At 63.9% G+C, this 22,635-nt stretch carries 23 protein-coding genes; 16 read left to right on the top strand and 7 right to left on the bottom strand.

Annotation, left to right across the window (positions count from 1 at the left end; genetic code table 11):
• Positions 1 to 2 precede the first annotated feature (2 nt).
• The 9 genes from GR328_RS19825 (at position 3) to GR328_RS19790 (ending at position 9,715) form a co-directional block, all read left to right on the top strand.
• On the top strand, positions 3 to 959 hold the full coding sequence (locus GR328_RS19825; RefSeq protein ID WP_160886888.1) for a heme o synthase: 957 nt from the start codon (positions 3 to 5) through the stop codon (positions 957 to 959).
• 4 nt (positions 960 to 963) lie between these two features.
• Complete coding sequence (locus GR328_RS26710) at positions 964 to 1,125, top strand: hypothetical protein (RefSeq protein WP_170304142.1); 162 nt, start codon at positions 964 to 966, stop codon at positions 1,123 to 1,125.
• Between the two features lies 1 nt (position 1,126).
• Entirely contained in the window at positions 1,127 to 1,723 is a 597-nt protein-coding gene (locus tag GR328_RS19820) for a cytochrome c oxidase assembly protein (protein ID WP_425487054.1), read from the top strand.
• Positions 1,724 to 1,791: 68 nt separating this feature from the next.
• Positions 1,792 to 2,649: a cytochrome c oxidase subunit 3 gene (locus tag GR328_RS19815; protein WP_160886884.1), complete on the top strand. Its 858-nt coding sequence runs from the start codon at positions 1,792 to 1,794 to the stop codon at positions 2,647 to 2,649.
• A gap of 98 nt (positions 2,650 to 2,747) precedes the next feature.
• Entirely contained in the window at positions 2,748 to 3,119 is a 372-nt protein-coding gene (locus tag GR328_RS19810) for a DUF983 domain-containing protein (RefSeq protein ID WP_160886882.1), read from the top strand.
• A 38-nt stretch (positions 3,120 to 3,157) separates the two neighbouring features.
• Entirely contained in the window at positions 3,158 to 3,865 is a 708-nt protein-coding gene (locus GR328_RS19805; RefSeq protein ID WP_343039434.1) for an SURF1 family protein, read from the top strand.
• A 73-nt stretch (positions 3,866 to 3,938) separates the two neighbouring features.
• Complete coding sequence (gene thrC, locus GR328_RS19800; RefSeq protein ID WP_160886878.1) at positions 3,939 to 5,354, top strand: threonine synthase; 1,416 nt, start codon at positions 3,939 to 3,941, stop codon at positions 5,352 to 5,354.
• Complete coding sequence (locus tag GR328_RS19795) at positions 5,351 to 6,634, top strand: M16 family metallopeptidase (RefSeq protein WP_160886861.1); 1,284 nt, start codon at positions 5,351 to 5,353, stop codon at positions 6,632 to 6,634. The genes thrC and GR328_RS19795 overlap by 4 nt, the downstream gene beginning before the upstream one ends.
• Before the next feature lie 243 nt (positions 6,635 to 6,877).
• Positions 6,878 to 9,715 (top strand): EAL domain-containing protein, encoded by a 2,838-nt coding sequence (locus tag GR328_RS19790; protein WP_160886953.1) that lies wholly within the window; start codon positions 6,878 to 6,880, stop codon positions 9,713 to 9,715.
• 105 nt (positions 9,716 to 9,820) lie between these two features.
• Here GR328_RS19790 and GR328_RS19785 read toward each other — a convergent pair whose 3' ends face one another.
• Positions 9,821 to 10,432, bottom strand: a complete 612-nt coding sequence (locus GR328_RS19785; RefSeq protein WP_160886859.1) for a YqgE/AlgH family protein — start codon at positions 10,430 to 10,432, stop codon at positions 9,821 to 9,823.
• 228 nt (positions 10,433 to 10,660) lie between these two features.
• Between GR328_RS19785 and GR328_RS19780 the strand changes: the two genes are divergently transcribed.
• Together GR328_RS19780 and GR328_RS19775 are read left to right on the top strand one after the other, a co-directional pair.
• A complete protein-coding gene (locus tag GR328_RS19780; protein ID WP_160886857.1) occupies positions 10,661 to 11,365 on the top strand; it encodes a protein-disulfide reductase DsbD domain-containing protein in 705 nt (234 codons plus the stop codon).
• Between the two features lie 38 nt (positions 11,366 to 11,403).
• Positions 11,404 to 11,886 (top strand): peroxiredoxin, encoded by a 483-nt coding sequence (locus GR328_RS19775; protein WP_160886855.1) that lies wholly within the window; start codon positions 11,404 to 11,406, stop codon positions 11,884 to 11,886.
• Positions 11,887 to 11,941: 55 nt separating this feature from the next.
• On the opposite strand, the gene rnhA is transcribed toward GR328_RS19775, so the two are convergent.
• From rnhA to ispH, 3 genes are read right to left on the bottom strand one after another with little or no spacing between them, the layout of a single operon-like run.
• The gene (gene rnhA / locus GR328_RS19770; protein ID WP_160886853.1) at positions 11,942 to 12,400 is read right to left on the bottom strand and encodes a ribonuclease HI; all 459 of its coding nucleotides are present in this window, start codon (positions 12,398 to 12,400) and stop codon (positions 11,942 to 11,944) included.
• Positions 12,397 to 13,362, bottom strand: coding sequence for a homoserine kinase (locus tag GR328_RS19765; protein WP_160886851.1), 966 nt, complete (start codon positions 13,360 to 13,362; stop codon positions 12,397 to 12,399). The genes rnhA and GR328_RS19765 overlap by 4 nt, the downstream gene beginning before the upstream one ends.
• Positions 13,363 to 13,365: 3 nt before the next feature.
• Positions 13,366 to 14,325 carry a 4-hydroxy-3-methylbut-2-enyl diphosphate reductase gene (gene ispH / locus GR328_RS19760; RefSeq protein WP_160886850.1) on the bottom strand — a complete coding sequence of 320 codons (960 nt, stop codon included), beginning with the start codon at positions 14,323 to 14,325 and terminating at the stop codon, positions 13,366 to 13,368.
• Positions 14,326 to 14,486: 161 nt separating this feature from the next.
• Between ispH and GR328_RS19755 the strand changes: the two genes are divergently transcribed.
• The 3 genes from GR328_RS19755 to GR328_RS19745 are packed head-to-tail and all read left to right on the top strand — an operon-like array spanning position 14,487 to position 18,492.
• Positions 14,487 to 16,337, top strand: a complete 1,851-nt coding sequence (locus tag GR328_RS19755) for a monovalent cation:proton antiporter-2 (CPA2) family protein (protein ID WP_160886848.1) — start codon at positions 14,487 to 14,489, stop codon at positions 16,335 to 16,337.
• A complete protein-coding gene (locus tag GR328_RS19750) occupies positions 16,337 to 17,716 on the top strand; it encodes an MATE family efflux transporter (RefSeq protein ID WP_160886846.1) in 1,380 nt (459 codons plus the stop codon). Before GR328_RS19755 ends, GR328_RS19750 begins: the two co-directional genes overlap by 1 nt.
• 38 nt (positions 17,717 to 17,754) lie before the next feature.
• Complete coding sequence (locus GR328_RS19745) at positions 17,755 to 18,492, top strand: DUF937 domain-containing protein (RefSeq protein ID WP_160886844.1); 738 nt, start codon at positions 17,755 to 17,757, stop codon at positions 18,490 to 18,492.
• Here the strand turns inward: GR328_RS19745 and GR328_RS19740 are convergent.
• The gene (locus GR328_RS19740; protein ID WP_160886842.1) at positions 18,489 to 18,800 is read right to left on the bottom strand and encodes a DUF1127 domain-containing protein; all 312 of its coding nucleotides are present in this window, start codon (positions 18,798 to 18,800) and stop codon (positions 18,489 to 18,491) included. The two genes, GR328_RS19745 and GR328_RS19740, sit on opposite strands and share 4 nt — an antisense overlap.
• Positions 18,801 to 19,046: 246 nt before the next feature.
• On the opposite strand from GR328_RS19740, the gene GR328_RS19735 reads away from it, so the two are divergent.
• The gene (locus GR328_RS19735) at positions 19,047 to 19,937 is read left to right on the top strand and encodes a LysR substrate-binding domain-containing protein (protein ID WP_160886840.1); all 891 of its coding nucleotides are present in this window, start codon (positions 19,047 to 19,049) and stop codon (positions 19,935 to 19,937) included.
• Positions 19,938 to 19,940: 3 nt separating this feature from the next.
• Here GR328_RS19735 and GR328_RS19730 read toward each other — a convergent pair whose 3' ends face one another.
• Positions 19,941 to 20,870, bottom strand: coding sequence for a DMT family transporter (locus GR328_RS19730; protein WP_160886838.1), 930 nt, complete (start codon positions 20,868 to 20,870; stop codon positions 19,941 to 19,943).
• A gap of 467 nt (positions 20,871 to 21,337) precedes the next feature.
• Here GR328_RS19730 and GR328_RS19725 point away from each other — a divergent pair, with 467 nt between their 5' ends.
• Positions 21,338 to 21,964: a hypothetical protein gene (locus GR328_RS19725; RefSeq protein ID WP_160886836.1), complete on the top strand. Its 627-nt coding sequence runs from the start codon at positions 21,338 to 21,340 to the stop codon at positions 21,962 to 21,964.
• 28 nt (positions 21,965 to 21,992) lie between these two features.
• Here the strand turns inward: GR328_RS19725 and GR328_RS19720 are convergent, their stop codons facing one another.
• Positions 21,993 to 22,628: a TetR/AcrR family transcriptional regulator gene (locus tag GR328_RS19720; RefSeq protein WP_160886834.1), complete on the bottom strand. Its 636-nt coding sequence runs from the start codon at positions 22,626 to 22,628 to the stop codon at positions 21,993 to 21,995.
• Positions 22,629 to 22,635 lie beyond the last annotated feature (7 nt).

Below are 22,635 nucleotides of genomic sequence, written 5' to 3'. Positions count from 1 at the left end.
ATATGAACACCCTGTCGAACAGTTTGACCGAATCCCGGACCCAGAACCTCGATCATGCGAGGCTCTCTCAGGGTGACGTGTCTGACTTCTTCGCCCTCCTGAAGCCGCGGGTAATGTTTCTCGTGGTCTTCACGGCCCTCGTCGGAATGGTGATCAGCCATCCCGACGTGAATCCCGTGCTGGCTCTCGTAGCCCTTCTGATGATCGCCGTCGGCGGCGGCGCATCGGGCTGCCTGAACATGTGGTGGGACGCGGACATCGACGCGGTCATGACGCGCACGCGCAAGCGCCCGATCCCTGCCGGCAAGATCCAGCCCGGAGAGGCCCTGGCGTTCGGGCTCACCCTAGCGGCAGGTTCGGTGCTGATCCTGGGACTTGCCAGCAACTGGCTGGCGGCGGGCCTCCTGGCCTTCACCATCTTCTTCTACGTCGTAATCTACTCCATGTGGCTGAAGCGCTCGACGCCGCAGAACATCGTGATCGGCGGCGCGGCCGGCGCCCTCCCTCCTGTCGTGGCGCAGGCCGCCGTGACCGGCCACGTGGCGTGGGACAGCATCGTTCTCTTCGCCATCATCTTCATGTGGACGCCGCCCCATTTCTGGGCGCTGGCTCTGGTGAAGTCGAGCGACTACGAGCGCGCGGGCATTCCCATGATGCCGAACGTTGCCGGGGCGGATTCGACCCGCTTCCAGATCCTCGCCTACACTGTGCTGCTCGCACCGCTCGGCATGGTGCCGGTCCTCATGGGGTTCGGCGGCCTCGCCTATGCGATCATCTCGCTCGTCGGCGGGCTCGGTATGCTGGCGCTCGCGATTCAGGTCTATCGCCTGCGCCAGGGCGAGCCTGCCATGCGCGTAGCCCAGCAACTCTTCGGCTTCTCGATCCTTTACCTTTTCCTGCTGTTCGCCACGCTCCTCGCCGAGCATGGCTTCGGCTTCTTCCATCCGGTCATGGGGTGAGAGCATGGCGGATCAGAACTCTTCCTACCGTCTCACTCCCGAGGAGCAGCAGCGCCGCAGGCGCCGGTCCATCGCCCTGGGCCTGACGCTGGGAATCCTGTGCGTCCTGCTGTTCGCGATCACGATTGCGAAGCTGGGTCCTCAGATCCTGAACCGCCCGCTGTGAGATGAGCATGGCAGAAAGCACTCCGAACCAACGCAGGATGCACCGCACGGCCTTCGTCTGCCTGGGCGTTGCCGTGGGCATGATCGGGCTCGCCTATGCCTCGGTGCCTCTCTACGACCTTTTCTGCCGGGTAACCGGCTTCGACGGCACGCCGATCGTGCGCGACAGCAATGCGTCGGAGGTCTTGGAGCGCTCGATCTCCGTACGCTTCGACTCCAACGTCGCCCCCGGCCTGAGCTGGAGCTTTTCGCCCGAGAAGCCGGAAGTCACGGTCAAGCTCGGGGAAACCACCACCGTCTACTACAAGGTCACCAATACCGGCGACAAACCCGCGACCGGCATCGCAACCTACAATGTGCAGCCGGATCTCGCGGGCACCTATTTTTCGAAGCTCGAATGCTTCTGCTTCACCGAGCAGACCCTGCAGCCGGGGGAAACCCTGGAATCGGCGGTCGTGTTCTATGTCGATCCGCGCCTGGCGCAGGATTCCGACGTGAAGGATCTTTCCTCCATCACGCTTTCCTACACCTACTTCCCCTCGAAGGCGGGCAAGCCGGTGGCGGAGGCGACGTCATCAACCACACCCATCGCTCAATAAGGGACGTGACAAGCTGGACAGAAACGTCTTAAAGCGACGTCACATTCGAGGCACGGAGACGACAGAAAATGGCCGAGGCCCACGCCAAGAACCATGACTATCACATTCTTGAACCGAGCCCGTGGCCGCTCATCGGCTCGGTCAGCGCCTTCCTTATGGCTTCCGGGTTCGTGACCTGGTGGAAGGACATCACCATCGGCGGCATGCACCTGGGCGTCTACATCTTCGGCGCGGGCATCATCGGCGTGCTCTACACCATGCTCAGCTGGTGGAGCGACGTGGTGCGCGAGGCCAATACGGGATCCCATACCCGCGTGGTCCAGCTGCATCACCGCTACGGCATGATCATGTTCATCGCCTCCGAGGTGATGTTCTTCGCGGCGTGGTTCTGGGCCTATTTCGATGCCGCCCTCTATGCCGGCGACCCGCAGCTCTATTCGCGGGTCGAGGCGCTCGGCGGCGTGTGGCCCCCGAAGGGTATCGAGACCTTCGATCCCTGGCACCTGCCCCTGCTCAATACCCTAATCCTGCTTACCTCCGGCACCACGGTCACCTGGGCGCATCACGCGCTCCTGCACAATGACCGTCAGGGCCTCAAGGCTGGCCTTTGGCTCACGGTCATCCTGGGCATCGTGTTCAGCTTCGTGCAGGCCTACGAATACAGCCACGCCGCCTTCGGCTTCAGCGGCAACATCTATGGCGCCACCTTCTTCATGGCGACAGGCTTCCACGGCGCGCACGTGATCATCGGCACGATCTTCCTCGCCGTCTGCCTGCTGCGCGCCTATCGCGGCGACTTCACGCCCCAGCAGCACCTCGGCTTCGAATTCGCCGCCTGGTACTGGCACTTCGTGGACGTGGTCTGGCTCTTCCTCTTCGCCGCCATCTACGTGTGGGGCTTCGGCGGAACCGCAGCCGGCCACTAAGCCGCTCACGGAGAAACCTTGGCAGGGCGGCTTTCGAGCCGCCCTTCGCTTTTTGGCCTCCTCTGCCCATCTGACAGAAGGCTCTTTTACGGAGAATCATGGTGGCTCAGGTCCAGAAGACGTCGTCCCCTATCCTCGCCGGCCTCAAATGCCGATGCCCCCAATGCGGCAAGGGACGCCTGTTCAATGGCTTTCTTACGCTCGCTCCGCGTTGCGACGTCTGCGGCCTTGATTACTCCTTCGCCGACCCGGCCGATGGTCCGGCCTTCTTCGTGATGATCATCATGGGCATCCCTGCAGCGGCCTTCGGCGTGTGGGTTGAGCTCACCTTCGAGCCTCCCTTCTGGGTGCACCTGCTCACGACTCTGCCGTTCCTGCTGCTGACCTGCATTCCACCGATTCGCCCCACCAAAGGCATGTTGGTGGCGAGCCAATATCTCCATAAGGCAGAAGAAGGACGCTTCCGGTAGTGCCCGCCGCCAGCCCACATAGGACCCGCTCTCTCCTGGTGCCCGGTCTTACCGCTCTTGTCGCCTTCGCAATCCTGATCGGTCTCGGCAGTTGGCAGCTTCAGCGCAAGGCCTGGAAGGAAAGCCTGATCCAGCAGATCGAAACCCGCGCCTACGGGGAACCGGGCTCCATCCTGCCCGAAGCCGAGTGGTCCGGCTGGCGCGCGGATCAGGACGAGTTCCGGAAGGTGCGGGTGACCGGCACCTTCCTGCACGACCTGGAGACGCCGGTCTATGGCCTGGCTCCCGGGACACGGCAGGGAGCCCCCTTGCAGGGCTACTACATCATCACGCCCCTCAGGCTTCCCACGGGAGCGATCGTGATGGTCAACCGCGGCATCGTGCCGATCGAACTGAAGGACCCCGCCGGCCGCCCCCAGGGCCAGCCCGCAGGCGAGGTGACGGTCACCGGCCTAGTGCGGGCGCCCGAGGCGCGCAATCCGTTCACGCCGGAAAACGACCCTGCGCGGAACACATGGTTCACCCGCGACCCGCAGGCCTTAGCCGAAGTCCGCGGGCTCGAGCGGGTCGCCCCGTTCCTGATCGACGCGGATGCGACACCCAACCCCGGGGGCTGGCCGCGCGGCGGGCAGACCCAGCTCATCCTGCCCAACAACCACCTGCAATACGCGCTCACCTGGTACGGCCTCGCCCTCACCCTTATCGGCGTCTTCGGGGCCTTTGCCTGGAGGCGCGTCAAGGGATGATGCCGCGCCAGAACCGGCTTGCCGCAGCCTCCCACGCCACCTATTGTCCTGCCGCATTTCCAGGAGATTGACCGTGCTCCATGTCTCGACCCGCGGGGAGGCTCCCGCGCTTGGCTTTTCCGATGCGCTTCTGACCGGCCTCGCCAGGGACGGCGGGCTCTACATGCCTCAAGCATGGCCGAGCCTGACAGCGGACACGATCAAGGGCTTTGCCGGGACATCCTATGCGGACGTCGCCAAGGCCGTGCTCGGCCCGCTGGTGGACGGCGACATCCCGGCGACCGACCTTCATCGCATGATCGACGAGGCCTATGCCTCGTTTCGCCATGAGGCCGTCTGCCCCCTGACCCAGCTCGGCGACAACCTCTTCGTGCTCGAACTCTTCCACGGCCCCACTCTCGCGTTCAAGGACGTGGCGATGCAGTTGCTTGGCCGTCTCATGGACCACGTGCTGAAAACCCGCGGTGCCCGCGCCACCATCGTCGGCGCGACCTCAGGCGATACGGGCAGCGCTGCCGTCGAGGCGTTCAAGGGGCTCGACCAGGTCGATATCTTCATCCTCTACCCCCATGGACGCGTGTCGGACGTCCAGCGTCGCCAGATGACGACGGTGGCCTCGCCCAACGTGCATGCCCTGGCTGTCGAGGGCACATTCGACGACTGCCAGAACATGGTGAAGGCCATGTTCAATCATGCCCGCTTCCGCGACGAGCTGCAGCTCTCGGGCGTGAACTCCATCAACTGGGCACGGGTGGCAGCGCAGGCGGTTTACTATTTCACCGCTGCCGTGTCTCTGGGTAGCCCGTACCGTCCGGTTTCGTTCTCGGTGCCCACTGGCAATTTCGGTGACATTCTCGCGGGCTGGGTCGCCAAGCGCATGGGCCTGCCCATCGACCGCCTGATGATCGGCACCAACGCCAACGATATCCTGGCGCGCACTCTGCACGCCGGTTCCTACGAGATCAGGGGCGTGGAGCCCACGACCTCGCCGTCGATGGACATCCAGATCTCCTCGAATTTCGAGCGCCTGCTGTTCGAAGCCTATGGCCGCGACGGCGAAGCGATCCGCCGTTTGATGGCAAGCCTCAATCAATCGCGCTCCTTCATGATCGAGGCAGCCCCCCTCGCCCGTATTCGCGAGGAGTTCTCGGCAGAGGCCGTGAACGAGGCGAATGTCGCCGACGAGATGGCGCGGACCTACCGCGCGAGCGGCTATGTGCTCGATCCGCACAGCGCCGTCGGCACCCGTGCGGGACGCGGCCTTCTGAAGGACAGGCCCGAGGTGCCCGTTGTAGCCCTCTCCACCGCCCATCCGGCTAAGTTCCCCGACGCGGTCGAGCGTGCAACGGGCATCCGTCCCGCACTTCCGCCGCACATGGGTGATCTGATGGAGCGCAAGGAGAGCTTCACGGTTCTCCCAAATGATCAGGCATCGGTGGAGCGCTTCATCCGCGAGCGTGCCCGGGCCGTCAAAGGCGTGGCTGCATGAACCAGCACTTCATCCGCGAGAAGCGGGTCGACATCACGAAATTGTCCAATGGCCTGACGGTCGCGACCGAGCAAATGCCAGAAATCGCCACCGCCACCCTCGGCGTGTGGGTCGGCACCGGATCTCGGCATGAACAGGCTCACGAGCACGGGCTGTCGCATCTTATCGAGCACATGGCCTTCAAGGGCACGGCGCGCCGCTCAGCGCGCCAGATTGCCGAGGACATCGAGAATGTCGGCGGCGACATCAACGCCGCGACGAGCGTCGAGTACACGAGCTACACGGCGCGGGTGCTGGGCGAGAACGTGGACGTCGCCCTCGACGTGCTCGGCGACATCCTCATCAATTCTGTTTTCGACGAAGCGGAGCTCGCCCGCGAGAAAGGCGTGATCCTGCAGGAATACGCCGCCGTGGAGGATACTCCCGACGACCTGATCTACGACGCCTTCATGGAAACGGCCTTTGCCGGCCAGCCCGTGGGGCGTCCCATCCTCGGCACGCCCGACACCATCCGGAGCTTCGACGCCGACACCATCCGTACCTTTCTCGCACGCGAATACATCCCTTCGAAGATGGTGCTCGCCGCCGCGGGCAACGTGGACCACGCGCAGATCGTCGATGCCGCGGAGCGGCTCTTCGGCGCGATGCCGACCGCCGAGGCCCGCCCGCCCGAGGCGGGACACTACACGGGTGGCGAGCGACGCCTTCCCCGCAAGCTCGAACAGGCCAGCATCGTGCTCGGTCTTCCGGGCCTTTCGTTCAAGGATCCCGGATATTACGCGACCCATCTCTTCGCTCATATCTTCGGCGGCGGACTGACATCGCGCCTCTGGCATGAGGTGCGTGAAAGCCGAGGCCTCGCCTATTCGGTCGATGCCTTCCACTGGCCCTTCTCCGATTGCGGCCTCTTCGGCATCGGTGCCGGCACGTCAGGTGCAGATGTGAGCGAGTTCACCAAGGTCACACTCGCCTGCATGCGCCAGGCCACGCAGGATATCAGCGAGATCGAGATGGTCCGCGCCAAGGCGCAGATGAAGGTGGCCTTGCTGACGGCGCTCGAGACGCCCGGCGGGCGGATCGAGAGGATGGCGCGCCAGCTCCTCTCTTGGGGACGGATCGTGGGAAGCGACGAGATCGTCAGGAAGGTGGACGCTCTCGACGAGGGTCATGTGCGCGAGGCCGGGCAGCGCCTTCTGCAGGGGAACCCGACCGTAGCCGCCATCGGGCCGATCAAGGGCCTGCCCTCTCTCGAGACGATCGAGGCAGGTCTGCACGGCTAGTTCGATCCGCGCCCTGCCGCTAGGGCATGAACTTTTTCTCCTCAATCCCGCCGCAAACTGACTTCATGCGCGTGGTTAACGATAAATAGCGAGTCGTGCGGACAAGTGGGGGCTCCCTGGGGCTTTGACTTGCCCTCAAGCTCCCTGACCGGTACCAATTCGTCTTTCACCTTTGGACCGGACGAAAGAACCGAAGCATTGCGGATCGTATCTTTCGCCATAGCCTTTCTTCTGGCGGCTGTTATGGGGCTCACTTGGCCGGCAACCGGCTGGGCGGTGGAGTCCGTACGCGTCGATCCCAAGATGAAGGCGATCGACCTCACCCCCGCCATCGAGCGCTACAAATCGGATGGAGACGAGATCCGCATTTCCACGGCACCGGGCCGCGACGGCATCGTGCGCCGCATCGCCGTGAAGGCGCGTGAGGCCGGCACCCGCCCCGACTGGATCGTCTTCGCGCTGACCAACGACACCGATGAGCAGGTGGATCGTCTGCTTGTGGCTCCGCATTTCCGGCTGAATGGCTCCGGTGTTCTCTGGCCCGATCTCGGATCCTCGCGCATCGCCGCCGTCACGGCCAGTCAGGGCATACGTCCTGAGCGGGACGACAGTCCCGATGCGGACGTGTTCCTCATTACCCTCGACCCGGGCACGACCGTCACTTTCGTGGCGGAATTGCGCACCGACAATCTTCCCCAGATCCATCTCTGGGACGCCGCCGCCTACAAGGAACGCGTCAACGGCCTGACGCTCTACAAGGGCATTATCATCGGCATCGCAGGCCTCCTTGCTCTGTTTCTCACCATCGTGTTCGTGGTGAAAGGCGCCCTGATCTTCCCGGCAGCCGCAGCTCTGGCCTGGGCGGTGCTGGCCTATGCGAGCATCGATTTTGGCTTCTTCCAGCGCGTGTTTCCGATTTCGGAGGCAACGGAGCAGATCTACCGGGCCGGAGCGGAAGCCGTGCTCGCGGCGACCCTGCTCGTGTTCCTCTTCGCCTATCTCAATCTGAACCGCTGGCACGTACGCTACAGCCACGTGACGGCCTTCTGGCTGGCATTCCTCGGCGGTCTCCTGCTGCTTGCCGTCGTCGATGCTTCAGTGGCGTCCGGCGTAGCCCGCATGTCCATTGCCGCCGTGGCCGGCATTGGCTTCGTCCTCGTCATCCATCTGGCGACGCATGGCTATGACCGAGCGATCATGCTCGTGCCCACCTGGCTTCTGCTGATTGCCTGGACGGTGGCGGCGAGCTTCACGATTCTCGGTCAGCTGAATTCGGATCTTGTGCCGCCTGCGCTCATCGGCGGCCTTGTCCTGATCGTCATGCTCATCGGCTTCACGGTAATGCAGCATGCCTTCGCCGGGGGCGGCTTCGCACGCGGTTTCGTCAACGACGCCGAGCGCCGTGCGCTTGCCCTCGCCGGAGCCGGCGACATCGTGTTCGATTGGGACGTGGTTTCTGACAACATCTTCGTCAGCCCGGACATCGAGCATCAGCTGGGACTGAAACGCGGCGCTCTTGAGGGGCCGGCTTCGGCCTGGCTCGACCTGATCCATCCCTTTGACAAGGATCGCTATCGCCTTGCGCTCGACACGGTGATCGAGCAGCGCCGCGGGCGTCTTGTGCAGGATTTCCGCCTGCGCTCCTCGTCGAATGCGCATCATTGGTTCCGCCTGAAAGCCCGCCCGGTGATCGGCTCCGACGGCGAGGTCATTCGCATCATCGGCACCCTGTCCGATGTCACGAGCAGCAAGAATGCCGAAGAGCGCCTGCTGCACGACGCCGTTCACGACAACCTGACGAGCCTGCCGAACCGCCAGCTCTTCTACGATCGCCTCGAAGCCGCTCTCACTTTTGCGAGTCAGGACGACACTTTGCGTCCGACCGTGCTCGTGATCGATATCGACAAGTTCAAGGATACGAACGATCAGTCCGGCTATGGCGCCGGCGACTCGATCCTGCTCACGCTGTCGCGCCGCCTCAGCCGCCTCCTCAAGCCACAGGACACGCTGGCGCGCATCTCGGGAGACGAGTTCGCGATCATCCTGCTCTCCGAACGCGAGACGGACCGCATCATTGCTTTCGCCGACATGGTCCGGCGCGTCGTGACCACCCCGGTCACCTATGCCGACCGCGAGATCTTCCTCACCGCCTCCATCGGCATCGCCCTGCATGATCCCCAGATCGCCGCGCGCCGCGAGGAGGTGCTGCGCAACGCCGAGATCGCCATGGCCCATGCCCGGCGGCATGGCGGCGACCGCATCGAGGTGTTCCGTCCCACGATGCGTTCGGATCGCAGCGATCACTTTACGATGGAAAGCGATCTGCGCCATGCGCTCGAGCGCAATGAGATGAAGGTTCTGTTCAAGCCCATCGTGCGGATCGAGGACCGGACCATCGCGGGCTTCGAATCCATGCTGCGCTGGGATCACCCGCGCCTCGGCCGCATCTCTCCCAACGACTTCATCTCCATCGCCGAGGAGACGGGCCTCATCGTCAAGCTGAGCGTGTTCCTGCTGGAGCAGACCGCGCGCGAACTCGCCATCTGGCAGGGCGCCCTGGAGGTGGAGCCTCCGATCTTCGCCAGTGTCAACATGTCGAGCCACCACCTCCTGCGCCACGACCTTTTGCAGGAAGTGAAAACCGTGATTGCCCGCACACGCGTTCTGCCCGGTTCACTCAAGATCGAGATGACGGAAAGTCTCGTGATGGAGAACCCGGAATATTCGGCACAGATGCTGGACCGCCTGAAGGATCTCGGCGCCGGTCTCTCTCTCGACGATTTCGGCACGGGCTACTCCGCCCTCTCCTATCTGCTCCGCTTCCCGTTTGACACGATCAAGATCGACGAGTCGTTCGTGCGGCAGATGGCGTCGGGCAATCCGGTCATCCTGCGCTCCATCATCAAGATGGCACACGAGCTCGGCATGGAGATCATCGCGGAAGGTGCGGAGAGCGAGTCGGAAGCCATCGAGCTCTACCAGCTCGGCTGTGAATATGCGCAAGGCCCTGTCTTCGGAGAGCCGATGTCGGTCACGCAGGCCCGCCAGCTCGTAGGCGCGGCGACGACGGAAGCCGCTTGATCAGTGCATCGTGCGGACCCGGAGAGACCTATTGAACGATGCGCCAGCCAAGAGAGGGAGCGTCGGTTCGCTCCCAAATGCGCAATTCACTTCAACGTCCGATGCTTAGGCGTGGCCTGCCTGCATCGACAGCATGGCGGGCTCGATGCCGATCCGGCGCAGGGCCATCTCGTAGCGGATATCGGCGGGCGCGCTGAAGATCAGCTCGGCATCGGCGGGGCAGTTAAGCCAGCCGTTGGCCTGAAGCTCGAGCTCAAGCTGGCCAGCGCCCCAGCCCGCATAGCCGAGGGCGAGGACCGCGTTCTGAGGACCCCGACCCTGGGCGATGGCCCGGAGGATGTCGATGGTGGCTGTCAGGCATACACCGTCGTCGATGGGCAGCGTCGATTGGGCAATGTGAAAATCCGGTGAATGCAGCACGAAGCCGCGGCTCGTCTCGACCGGACCACCCATGAGAACCTGCATGCGCCCCACCTTTTCCGGGAGATGGATACGCTCAAGCTCGGGGACGATCTCAAGCTGGACCAGAAGGTCGGACATGTTCACGTTTGCGGCAGGACGGTTCAGAATGATCCCCATCGCCCCCTCCGACGAATGGGCGCAGACATAGATCACTGCGCGAGCGAAGCGCTCGTCCATCATGCCAGGCATTGCCACCAGCAATTGCCCGTCGAGATAGGGGGAGCCGGCGCCATAGGGATCTTGCTGAAAGCTCATGTCTCGATTCTGCCTTGCTGGGCCTGCAACCCGATCACGGGATCGTGGATGGCAGACCCGAATAGAAAACGCATAAAGGAAGCGCCTCAGGGAGGCGTCAGTTCCATGACAACCACATTCCGCATCGCCGCAGCTATCGTTTTTATGATTCTGTCCTCTTTCCCCGGATTTGGACAGTCCCCCCCTCCCGTGACATCGGCGCAGGGATTCCATTCGCAGGTGCGGCTCTTGTCCGGAGGCAGGCAGGGCGAGCGGTGGCTCGCCGGAATTGAAATCACCCTTGATCCGGGCTTCAAGACCTATTGGCGCAATCCCGGCGAATCCGGCCTGCCGCCGAGCTTCGACTGGTCGGCTTCGGAGAATGTGGCAGATGTCGAAGTCCGGTGGCCCGCTCCCAAACGTTATGAGGATGCGGCCGGGATCGCCTATGTCTACAGCCAGAAGGTGATCCTGCCGCTTCTGGTGGAGTCCAAAGTCGCGGACAGGCCGGTCAAGCTCGCGCTCACTGTGGATTACGGTGTCTGCAAGGACATCTGCATTCCGGCTCACGCGGACCTGTCCCTGGCCCTCACCGACTCCGGCCCCGACCGCATCGAGATCGAGCAGGCCATGGCCAAGGTCCCGCGCAAGCAGGCCCTGGGCGCACAAGGCCCACTGGCGGTGCTGTCCGTGCAACCGAAGGCCGGAGAGCCCCTCGCTCTGTCTGTCTCCGTTCGGACCCCAATCGGGACGAAGCCCGTCCTTTTCGCCGAAGGTCCGGAGAACTGGTACGTCTCGACATCACCCGAAGAGGGCGCCGGTCGCTTCACCGTGACCGTCGAGGAGAAACCCAAGGATGCGTCAGGCCCCGCTCCCCTCACCCTCACACTCGTCGCTGGGGATGAGGCCATCGAGACGCAGGTGAGCCTCGACGGCGGCGAACAGCCGCGCTAGTAGGGACGATCCTCAATCAACAGCTTGGAGCAAAGTGCATGGCCATTCAGGTCGGAGAACGCCTCCCCCAGGTGACCTTTCGTGTCATGACCCCGGACGGACCGATCGCCAAGACGACGGACGATCTCTTCAAGGGACGAAAGGTGGTGCTCGTGGCGGTTCCGGGAGCCTTTACTCCCACCTGCCATCGCAACCACCTGCCCGGTTACGTGCAGCGCGCCGAGGAGATCAAGGGCAAAGGCGCCGATGCCATCCTGGTCACCGCCGTCAACGATGTGTTCGTCATGGACGCATGGGCCAAATCCGCAGGCGCCGACGGTATCGAGTTCTTGTCCGACGGCAACGGCGACTTCGCCAAGGCCATCAAACTGACTATGGACGGCACTGGCTTCGGCCTCGGCATTCGCTCCCAGCGCTATTCCATGGTGGTGGACGACGGTGTGGTGAAGGCCATCAACGTGGAAGATACGCCGTCCAAGGCTCAGGTATCGGGCGCGGAGAACATCCTGAAGGACCTCTGATCTCCTCAGCCGCCGAACGGGAAGGTCCTTGCCGCCTGAATGCGCGCAGGGGCCTTTATCTTGCGTGCCTCTTTTTAAAAGGCTGCATGGCGGCGACCGCAAGCTCGTCGACGCGGATGTTGGTGGGATCGTCCGCGTGGCCCTTGACCCAGTGCCAGGCTACGTCGTGGCGGGATGCAGCCTCGTCGAGGGCGCGCCACAGATCCTCGTTCTTCACCGGCTTGTTGTCGGCGGTGCGCCAGCCGCGGCGCTTCCAGTTGTGCATCCATTGGGTGATGCCCTGGCGCACATACTGGGAATCCGTGAAGAGATCCACGGCGCAGGGTCGCTTAAGGGCGTTGAGCCCTTCAATCGCAGCCGTGATTTCCATGCGGTTGTTGGTAGTATGATCCTCTCCGCCGGAAATCTCCTTCTCGCTGCCCTTGAAGAACAGGATTGCCGCCCAGCCGCCCGGCCCAGGATTTCCCGAGCAGGCGCCGTCAGTATAGATCAGGACGCGCTCAGGATTTCTCATGCCTCGAGCCCATATTCTCGGGCGTGCTTCACATGCCGGTGGAAATGGAGCTTGCGGTCGTATTCCAGCGGGTCTTTCGGCTTCACGAGCGCACCGGGCGGCACGTTGAGCCAGTCCACGAGGCGGGTCAGCATGAAGCGCATGGCCGAGCCGCGGCAGAGGACCGGCAGGGCCTCGACCTCCTCTCCGGAGAGCCGCCGGACGGCCTGATAGCCCGCCAGTATGGCCTGTCCCTTCGTGAGGTTGAACGAGCCGTCCTGCTCGAAACACCAGGCGTTCAGGCAAATGGCCACGTCGTAGGCGAAAGCATCGGTGCAGGCGAAGTAGAAATCGATCAGCCCCGAGACTTCGGTGCCGATGAAGAACACGTTGTCGGTGAAGAGATCGGCGTGAATGGTGCCGGTGGGCAGACTAGTCGGCCATACCTCCTGTAGATAGGCGAGCTCGCGCCGGGTCCTGTCGGCCAGTCCGCCGGCAACGGTATCGGCCTGCGCCTCAGCCTGCGCGAAGAGAGGAGCCCAGCCGTCGAGCGACAGGGCATTCGGCCGGCTCATGGCGAAATCCTGTCCGGCCAGGTGGAGTCTGGCCAGAGCCCCACCCAGGGCCTCGCAATGCCTGGCGGTGGGGCGGCGGACGGCGACGCCTTCCAGGAAGGTGATGATCACGGCGGGCCGCCCCGCAATCCGGCCGAGGGCCTGCCCCTGACGGTTGTTGACCGGCAGCGGACAGTTCAGGCCCTTGTTCGCTAGGTGCTGCATGAGCCCGAGGAAGAACGGAAGGTCGGCCTCCTTCACCCGCTTCTCGTACAGGGTCAGGATGTAGGAGCCTTCAGTAGTGTGGAGGAAATAATTCGTGTTCTCCACGCCCTCGGCGATCCCCTTGTAGGAGAGGACCGCGCCGATATCGTAGGTATCGAGAAAGCTTGCGAGCTCCTCGTCGCTGACTTCCGTGTAGACTGCCACCTTTTACTCCGCCGCCTGCTCACGCAATTCGCGCGGCAGAGGAAAGAACACGCTCTCGTCCGCCGTCGACACGCTTTCTACCGAAACCTCGTAGCGTTCTGCAAAGGCATCGATGATCTCTTCCACTAGGATTTCCGGCGCGGACGCGCCGGCGGTGATGCCGAGGCTGCGGATGTTCCCGAACAGCGACCAATCGATATCCTCCGCCCGCAGGATGAGGCGCACGAGCGGGCATCCCTCCCGCTCGGCTACTTCGCGCAGGCGCTGAGAGTTGGAGGAATTGGGCGAGCCCACCACGATCATCGCGTCGACTCGGGGCGCGACGCGCTTGACCGCTCCTTGGCGGTTGGTGGTGGCGTAGCAGATGTCCTCCTTGTGCGGCCCGACGATGGAGGGGAAGCGCTCCCTCAGGGCGTCCACCATGTCCTGGGTATCGTCGACGGACAGGGTCGTCTGGGTCACGAAAGCTAGGTTGTCCGGGTCCTCGGGCTGCAGCCGAGCGATGTCGCCCACGGTCTCGACGAGGGTTGCCGCGCCTTTCGGCAGCTGTCCCATGGTGCCGACCACTTCCGGATGGCCCGCATGGCCGATAAGGATGATGTGCCGCCCCCGCTTGTGATGGACCTGCGCCTCCCGGTGGACCTTGGTCACCAGCGGGCAGGTAGCGTCGACGGCGAAGAGGTTGCGAGCCTGTGCGGCTTCCGGCACCGATTTCGGGACCCCATGGGCCGAAAAGATGACGGGAGCCTCGGTGTCGGGGATCTCGTCGAGTTCCCGCACGAAGACTGCTCCCTTCCGCTTCAGGTTCTCCACCACGTATTTGTTGTGCACGATCTCGTGGCGCACGTAGACCGGCGCTCCATGGATCGTCAGCGCCTTTTCGACGGCGTCGATGGCGCGGACGACTCCGGCGCAGAAGCCGCGCGGGGCGCAAAGCAGAATGTCGAGGGCTGGCTTCGTCATGATCCCGCGATGTGGCGAGACGAGGCCCCTCCTGTCAAGCGGGAGCGACGGTAATTCGCGGCTGAGACATTCTCAAGAAGGGCTCGCCCTTCCCGCTGAGACACCCTAGAAAGGGCAAGCTTCCCTAAAATGGGATGACCGCTCACCGGATCCGATCACCGATGGCCAACCCAGCCTCCCATGTCAGTTTTCTGCCTCCCATCCTGACCTTCTGCGGGGCGGCGGTCATTGCCGTGCCCATCTTCCGCTTCTTCGGCCTGAGCGCCGTGCTCGGCTATCTGGCAGCGGGAATCGCGATCGGTCCGTCAGGCCTGAGCCTCGTGGGAGACCCGGGGACCGTCGCGACCGTGGCGGAACTCGGCGTGGTGCTTCTGCTCTTCATCATCGGGCTGGAGCTGAAGCTCTCCCACCTCTGGTCCATGAAGCGGGACATCTTCGGGCTGGGCTTCGCCCAAATGGCAATTACAGCTCTCTGCCTCGGCGGAGCAGCACTAGCCATCGGCTTCGGGCCCAAAGCCTCCGTTGTCATCGGCATCGCGGTGGCGCTCTCAGCAACTGCCATCGCCCTTCAGATGCTGGAAGAGCGCAATGACCTCCAAACGCCTTACGGACAACGCTCCTTCGCGATCCTGCTGTTTCAGGACCTCTCGGTCGTCCCCATCCTCGCCATTCTGCCGCTGCTGTCCTCCGGCATAGCCACCGCGGAAAGCTCGATCCTGGAGCGCCTCCTGGCCGCTGGGGAGGCAGCGGCCGCCATCGCAGCGGTGGTTCTGGTCGGGCGCTATGGCCTGAACCCGTTCTTTCGCATTCTGGCGCGCACCGGCTCCCGCGAGGTTATGACCGCATCGGCGCTGCTGGTGGTGCTGGGAGCGGCCCTGCTCATGGAGGAGGTCGGCCTCTCCATGGCCATGGGCGCCTTCCTGGCAGGATTGCTGCTGGCCGAATCGAACTTCCGCCACCAACTCGAGGCCGACATCGAACCCTTTCGCGGCATGCTGCTCGGCCTGTTCTTCATGAGTGTGGGCATGTCCATCGACCTCGCCCTTGTCCAGCGGCAATGGACGTTGCTGGCCCTCGCTGCACCGCTGGTGATCGCCGGAAAAACCATCCTGATCACCGTTCTCTCGCGGCTGTTCGGGGCCACGTGGCGCGAAGGGCTGCGCTCCGGAACGCTTCTCTGCACCGCCGGCGAGTTCGCTTTCGTCCTCCTGCCCGTCGCCACCGGCGCCGGATTGATGTCTCAGGGCGATGCGCAAACCGTGACGGCGCTTGCAGCCATCACGATGCTGCTCGGCCCGGTTTTCTCGACCCTCGTCGAAAGGGCCCTGCTCTCCCGCCCAGAAAGAGCCGAGGCCTCGGGCATGGTTGATCTGATGGGGCAGGAAGGCGAGCTTTCGAGCAGGGTGCTCGTGATCGGCTTCGGACGCTTCGGGCAGATCGTCAACCAGGTGCTGCTGTCGCAGAACATCGACGCCACGGTCATAGACAGCAACGTGGAGCGCGTGCGCGATGCCGCCCGTTTCGGCCTCAAGATCTATTACGGGGATGGAACACGCCTCGATGTGCTGCGGGCAGCTGGCGCCGAAAAGGCGGAGATGATCTGCGTCTGCACGGATAACCCCGAAACGACCGAGAGGATCGCCGAGATCATTCACGGGAATTTTCCGAATGCCCGCAGCTTCGTGCGCGCCTTCGACCGCATTCATGCCGTCAGGCTGTTGAAGATCGGAATCGATTACCAGATTCGCGAAACGTTCGAGTCCGCCATCGTCTTCGGCCGCTCGGCACTCGAAGAGCTCGGCGTCGAAGCGGAAACCGCCGCCGGCGCGGCGCTCGACGTACGCAAGCGCGATATCGCACGCCTGTTCCTGCAGAAGGAAATCGGCGCCAGTTATGGTACCGAGCTGGTCGTGGGAGCCAGGATCACGCCTGAGCCACTCACCTCCCCGACGGGGAAGGCCAAAGCCTTGAGTCCTGAAACACGTGACATTCTCGGCGAGGGAGCCCTCTGATGGACGCCACCCCTGCAGAGCGCACGGCGGAGGAGCGCGCCCATACGCCTGTCTTCGTGCAGGGCTCGACCATGCGCCACGTCCTCGTGATGACGGGAACGGGCGCGGCCGGCCTGATCGCCATCTTCATTGTGGATCTCGTCTCGTTGCTCTACATTTCATGGCTCGACGATCCGAGCATGACGGCGGGCGTCGGTTTGGCGACCGTCGTAATGTTCTTCACGGTGTCCATCAATGTTGGCCTGATGATCCCCATCGGAGCGCTCGTGTCGCGCGCTCTCGGCGCACGCCAGTCCGACGATGCACGACGCCTCGCGACCTCCGGCACCCTTCTCATGGCTGCGATCGGTGCGGTCGTCAGCCTGTTAACGCTCCCGTTCCTGCCTCAGATTCTCGGAGCGATGGGCGCGAGCGGCTCGGCCTACGACGTGGCACGGAGCTTCCTCTGGATCGCCCTGCCGACGAATGCCTTGATGTCAGTCGGGATGGCATTCTCCACCGTGCTGCGGGCTGCGGGCGACGCCAAGCGCAGCATGTACGCGACCCTCTCGGTCGCCATCGTCACGGTTCTCCTCGACCCCATCACGATCTTCGTCCTGGATCTGAAGGCCGACGGTGCCGCGCTCACCATCAGCCTCGCGCGCGTGGTCTATTTCTATGTCGGCTATGTCTATGTCACCCGAGCCCATCGGCTGCTTGCGAGGCCCGCCCTGCAATCGGTGGTCCGCGATGCGAGGCCGTTCTTCGCCATCGCCATCCCGGCCATCCTCACCAATCTCGCCGCCCCTGCCGCAAATGCCTTCTTCACCAGCATCATGGCTCAGTTCGGCGATCAGGCCATTGCGGCCTCCGCCATCATCGACCGAGTCGTTCCGGTTTCCTTCGCTGGCGTCTTCGCGCTGGCGGGGGCCATCGGCCCGGTCCTGGGGCAGAACTGGGGCGCGAGGCGCTACGACCGCATGAAGCAGACGTTGAAAGATTCTCTCACCTTCATGATCGCTTATGTACTGGGAGTGTGGCTCCTGCTGTTCCTGCTGCAGGATCTTGTCGTCATCGCGTTCAATGCGCCGCCACTGACCGCCGAGCTGGTGAAATTCTTCTGTCAGCTGAGCGGGTTCATCTGGTTCTTCGTCAGCCTCGTCTTCGTCGCCAATGCCTCCTTCAACAATCTCGGCTATCCCCTGCTATCGACCCTCTTCAACTGGGGACGGGCAACTCTCGGCATGATCCCCTTTGCCTATTTTGGAGCGCAGGTCGGCGGCCCGAAAGGAGCCCTGCTCGGCATCGGCGCCGGATCGATCGTTTTCGGAATCGCAGCCATCATCACTGCGTTCTGGACAATCCGGCGTCTGGAGAGGCAAGCTGTCCCGATCCCATAAAGGGGCAAGCCCGGTACCGAGCTTTCGAGGAGCCTGTCATGTTCAACTGGTTCGACCTAATGCGACAGGCCCAGACCCAAGCTGGCTTCGAGGCATTGGCGCGTCAGTTCCAGCTCTCAGGCGAGCAGCGGCAGCGAGCCATGGCCGCTCTCATGCCGGCCTTCGTCATGGGCCTGCAGCATGCCATGACCCAGGATCCCAACCGCTTTGTGCAATCGCTGATGGGCGGCGGCTACCAGCAGTTCTGGCAGATGGCCGGGCGCACCTTCTCCTCGCAGGCCCAGCAGGAGGGCAGGCGCCTGCTCGACCAGCTTTTCGGCTCGGACGAGGCAAGCCGCCGCGTGGCGCACCAGGCCGCCGACTTCGCTGGGATCGGCGTCGAGACCATGCAGCAGATCCTGCCGCTTTACGCCGGCCTTCTCGCAGGCGGATTGTCCCAGTGGATGACGGCGCACTCGCACGCCCTCCAGACCTTCACGTCATCCGGCCCGGATGAGAAGTCCAGGGCGCGAACAGGAAATCCATGGGCCGAACTTTGGTCCGGATGGCTGAAAGGGTCGGAGGCTGAGAAGACGCCAGCCCCTCATCCATTTCAGGAGATGATGACGAGCTTCCTGCAAGCGCCCACTCCCGAGAAGCCCCAGGAACCCGAGTCCTCGCCTTCATCCTCCTGGGGAGAGATGATGGAAAAGGGACGCGAGATGCAGATGGAGTATCTCACGTCCCTCCAGTCGATTCTCGACGAGGCCTGGAGAACAGGCGCGAAGAAGTCCTAACTCCGACTCGCGAACGGAACCACCGGTCGTGGATTGCGGACGGCGGCGGGGCCGCGCATAGGGATGGGCCGCTCCGCACATCGAACCAGCACCCATGAGGGACGGTGATGAATGGGCTCCATCAGAGCGCTTTCCACATCTCCGCGCGTGAGGCCGATATCCCTGAGCATGCGCTCGTCGAACTCCTCCAAATTCCTGACCTCCCGGCGGTCTTTGAAAGCCTTCACGAGGGAGACGAGCGAACGTGCGAACCAAGTCAGGATGCGGGCTACCGGAAAGGCAGTGGCGGGCGCTACAGACCGGGTCATGACGAGTCTCCTTTCGCTCGTGTGTGGCCTTCAAGATCCCTCTGGAGCGCCCTGGAACGTTCCAAGCTGTTTCAGGAATGTTCCAGGTACCATTATGGAACGCGCCCTTAGGGCAAGCAAAAGCTAACGCTTTGATAGTAAAGTAGAATTCACATCAAGGAGGGATGTATAGCATGGGGCGTTTCATCACTTGAAACGATTGTTTTAGATATGTATCATCAGCATAATTGATGATGAGGCACGGCCATGCATTTGCTCGATATCGACCAGCTCCGGACCTTCGTGGCGATCGCCGACACGGGGTCGTTCACCCGCGCGGCGGAGATCGTGCACAAGACACAGAGCGCGGTGTCCATGCAGATGAAGCGCCTGGAGGACCGGGTGGGACGCCCGATCTTCGAGCGCGACGGGCGCCTGTCCAAGCTCACAGACGAGGGCGAGCGGCTGCTCGATTACGCGCGCCGGATCGTGCGCCTGAACGCGGAATGCATGGCCTCCTTCAGCGAGCACGAGCTCACGGGCCGCGTGCGCCTCGGCCTCCCAGACGACTACGCCGACCGCTATCTGCCGGAGATCCTGGCGCGGTTCTCGCGCTCGAACCCGAAGGCCGAGGTGACGGTGATGTGCGAGCCCACGCACAACCTGATCGAGCGGGTGCAGCACGGCGATTTGGATCTGGCGATCATCACCCATGTGGACCGGCGCGGCCCGTCCGAGATCGTGCGCATCGAGCAGCTTCTGTGGGTCACGTCGGGCCGCCACGGCGTGCACGAGGAGAAGCCGATCCCGCTGGCGCTCGGCCGTCCGAACTGCGACTGGCGCCACTACGCCACGGAGGCGCTGGAGAGCGCCGACCGGCCCTTCCGCATCGCCTATGTGAGCTGGCATTCCACGGCGGTCGGCGCGGCGGTCCTGTCGGGCCTTGCGGTGTCGGTCCTGCCGGAAAGCGCGGTGCGCCCGGGCATGCGGATTCTCGGCCCCTCCGACGGCTTCCCCGCCCTGCCCTCGTGCAAGATCGGGCTGATCCGCGCGCGCGGGGAGGAGAACTCCCTCGCGGATGCGCTGGGCATCCACATCAAGCAGTCGCTCGACAACCTGGGCTCGACGCGCCCGGTCTATCCGGTCGCCGCGGAATAGGCGCTACTTCGCGGCGGGCCTGCGCAGCACCAGCACGTTGCCGACGAGCGCGAACGCGACGCCGATCACGGCGAGCGCCGTCCACTGGTAGCCTTCGACCAGGGTGGACACGGCGAGCGCGATGATGGGGAACAGCACGGTCGAATACCCCGCCCGCGCGGCTCCGAGGCGGCGCAGCAGGGTGAGATAGGCCATGAAGGCCAGCACCGACGCGCCGACCGAGAGGTAGAGCAGCGAGCCGATATACTTCGCCGTCGGCTCGATGACGAAGGCGTTGCCGCGCACCAGGTTCAGCACGAGCAGAACCACGCAGCCATAGGTCATGCCCCAGGCGGTGGCGGAGAGCAGCGGCACGCCCCGGCGCTGCACGACGGTCGAGATCATGTTGCCCGAGCAGAAGAACAGGGTGCCCATCACGCACAGGCCGAGGCCCTTGAGCGCGTCCGCGTTGAAGCCAGCCCCCGTGATCTCCGGCCAGAACAGGAGCCCGATGCCCGCGACGCCGATCAGGCCGCCGAGCGCCACGCGCGGCTCCACCCTCTGCCGGAAGATGACGAAGCCCAACACCAGGTTGAACACCGAAGCGAGGGAGAACACCACGGACAGGAGCCCCGACGGCACGTTCAGGCCGCCGTAATAGAACGAGATGAAGTTGAACGAGAACAGGCAGCATCCCACCGCCGCGAAGCGCAGGTGATCGGCGGGCGCGAAGCGCACCTGATGGCCCGTGGCGACGACCCAGCCCCACATGAGCAAAGCGGCGAGCAGGAAGCGCCACAGCACCGACATCTCCGGCGCGACGACCCCGAGCTGCGCGTGGATCCCGATCCAGCTCACGCCCCACAGGAGGACGGTGGCGGCGTAAAGCCCGAAGGTGCTTGCGTCGAGGCGCCTGGCATCCGGCGCGGACATGGTGACACTGGCCTGGGTCATGGGGGCATTCCGGCAAATCGCGAGACGCTCCGATTACGCCGAACGGATCATCAATACAAATGATGAAATGTCATCGATTCCTCCTGGAACGCTGATGAAACGTTCCAGACCCCTCTCCTGCAACGCGCCCTGCAACATCCTGCAACGCCCTGGAACGGGTCTTCGGGGGCGTTGCAGGGCGCGAGGCCGCCCTCCCGCAGCGGCAAGCGGAAGATCGTCATTCCAGGATGCGCGCCGGCGCTCCGGGAGCGCCGGCGAGGGGGCGCGACCTTCCTCCCCCTCGTGGAAGGATCGAGGGTGGAGCGGAACGACCGGATGGGATTCCAAACCCGATCGCTCGCCTTCATCCCCAGGCTGCACCCTGCCTCGGACCGGCAGGAGCGGATCTGGCGCCATCGACCTTGACCACCCCATGTCCCATGCTACATTGTTCACGATTTGTTCCTGACGAATGAAGAGCCATGGCCATGACGTCGCCGCCCTCCTCCCCCGCCCCGTCCGGCTCCGACGGCCCCGCCGCCTCGTGCATCCGGGAGAAGCTTTCCCCCCAACAGATCGCCCTGATGCGGGACTGGGTGGAATGCACCACGCACTCCTTCAAGCGCATCGGCCAGAAGCTTGGCGTCTCGGCCTCCACCGTCTCGCGGTATGCGGCGGAGGGCGGCTGGCAGCGCCCGGCCGGATCCGCCCCGCCGCCCGCCATCGGGCGCCCCGACCCGAAGCCTTCGCGCCGTCTCCGATCCGCGCCCCCGCGGGCGGCCGACCGGCGCGGGCGGATCGTCGACCGCCTCTGGACCCTCGCGGAGCGCCACGCCGCCGTTCTGGAGACCCAGCCCATCGAGCGCGCCGGACGCTCCCTCCAGCCCCTGGCCCGCCTCACCCGGACCCTGGGCGAGATGGACAAGCACATCCTCCCGCCCATCCTGCCGCCCTCCCCGCCCGGCGACACCACCCTCGCCGAGGACAGGCCGGAGGGCCGCTCCCTGACCGAGCTGCGCGACGCGCTTCAGGCCCATCTCGACCGCATCATGGAGGAGGAAGGTTACGGCTGGGAGGTTCAGGAATGGTGGTTCGAGGACGGGGCGGGGATTTAGAGCGCGTAACAGAACCGCTGTGGAGGTATTATCGACCGGCGGCCGGAATGCGCCGTCGCATCACTTCGGCAAGCTGCTCGGCACAGACCCTGAGTGGTTCTGTGTCCTGTTTGGCTTTCGACATGGCCATCGCTCCTGAGTAGGATGCGACAACCAGGACTGCAAAGGCTTCGGGATCTAGATCGATTGCTGCTCCGGCGCTCAAGTCAGCCTTGAGCTTGCCTGCGATTGCCTCTCGCCATCGGACGAAGACCGCATCGATCAACACACGGAAATCGTCATCATGACGCGCGAGCTCGATAGCAAGGTTGTTCAACGGGCAACCGGAGACTGCGCCCCGGCCCTCAAGGTCCGCGATGATGCTGGCGAAGGCAGCCTGAATACCCTCCGCAGCAGTGGACGCGGCCAGCACGGGCCGGATCCACGTCTCCTCAACGGCCGCGGCCACCCGATCACGGATGACGGCAAGCCCAAGGTCTTTCTTGGTGGCAAAATGGTGCGCGAGGGCACCGCCCGTCGCTCCCGCCTCGCGCTTTAAGTCATGGACCGAGGTCGAGTGGTATCCTTGTGTTGAGAAGGCTGCATAGGCCGCATCGATGACGCGGCGTCGGACGCCTTCGGGATCGTTGCTTCGTCGATGCCTCGGGGGCGCTTGTCTCGCCATACTGCCT

Source organism: Microvirga makkahensis, assembly GCF_009830105.1.
In the GTDB taxonomy this organism is placed as follows: Bacteria; Pseudomonadota; Alphaproteobacteria; order Rhizobiales; family Beijerinckiaceae; genus Microvirga; species Microvirga makkahensis.
This window is presented reverse-complemented; position numbering and strand designations above follow the sequence as displayed.

Coding starts and splice junctions, on each gene's coding strand:
- GR328_RS19815 (WP_160886884.1), top strand. CDS start 1,792: ATGGCCGAGGCCCACGCCAAGAACCATGACTATCACATTCTTGAACCG.
- GR328_RS19795 (WP_160886861.1), top strand. CDS start 5,351: ATGAACCAGCACTTCATCCGCGAGAAGCGGGTCGACATCACGAAATTG.
- GR328_RS19735 (WP_160886840.1), top strand. CDS start 19,047: ATGCATTTGCTCGATATCGACCAGCTCCGGACCTTCGTGGCGATCGCC.
- GR328_RS19745 (WP_160886844.1), top strand. CDS start 17,755: ATGTTCAACTGGTTCGACCTAATGCGACAGGCCCAGACCCAAGCTGGC.
- GR328_RS19720 (WP_160886834.1), bottom strand. CDS start 22,628: ATGGCGAGACAAGCGCCCCCGAGGCATCGACGAAGCAACGATCCCGAA.
- GR328_RS19790 (WP_160886953.1), top strand. CDS start 6,878: ATGGGGCTCACTTGGCCGGCAACCGGCTGGGCGGTGGAGTCCGTACGC.
- GR328_RS19740 (WP_160886842.1), bottom strand. CDS start 18,800: ATGACCCGGTCTGTAGCGCCCGCCACTGCCTTTCCGGTAGCCCGCATC.
- GR328_RS19750 (WP_160886846.1), top strand. CDS start 16,337: ATGGACGCCACCCCTGCAGAGCGCACGGCGGAGGAGCGCGCCCATACG.
- GR328_RS19755 (WP_160886848.1), top strand. CDS start 14,487: ATGGCCAACCCAGCCTCCCATGTCAGTTTTCTGCCTCCCATCCTGACC.
- rnhA (WP_160886853.1), bottom strand. CDS start 12,400: ATGAGAAATCCTGAGCGCGTCCTGATCTATACTGACGGCGCCTGCTCG.
- GR328_RS19820 (WP_425487054.1), top strand. CDS start 1,127: ATGAGCATGGCAGAAAGCACTCCGAACCAACGCAGGATGCACCGCACG.
- GR328_RS19825 (WP_160886888.1), top strand. CDS start 3: ATGAACACCCTGTCGAACAGTTTGACCGAATCCCGGACCCAGAACCTC.
- GR328_RS19785 (WP_160886859.1), bottom strand. CDS start 10,432: ATGAGCTTTCAGCAAGATCCCTATGGCGCCGGCTCCCCCTATCTCGAC.
- GR328_RS19810 (WP_160886882.1), top strand. CDS start 2,748: ATGGTGGCTCAGGTCCAGAAGACGTCGTCCCCTATCCTCGCCGGCCTC.
- GR328_RS19730 (WP_160886838.1), bottom strand. CDS start 20,870: ATGACCCAGGCCAGTGTCACCATGTCCGCGCCGGATGCCAGGCGCCTC.
- ispH (WP_160886850.1), bottom strand. CDS start 14,325: ATGACGAAGCCAGCCCTCGACATTCTGCTTTGCGCCCCGCGCGGCTTC.
- GR328_RS19725 (WP_160886836.1), top strand. CDS start 21,338: ATGACGTCGCCGCCCTCCTCCCCCGCCCCGTCCGGCTCCGACGGCCCC.
- GR328_RS19775 (WP_160886855.1), top strand. CDS start 11,404: ATGGCCATTCAGGTCGGAGAACGCCTCCCCCAGGTGACCTTTCGTGTC.
- GR328_RS26710 (WP_170304142.1), top strand. CDS start 964: ATGGCGGATCAGAACTCTTCCTACCGTCTCACTCCCGAGGAGCAGCAG.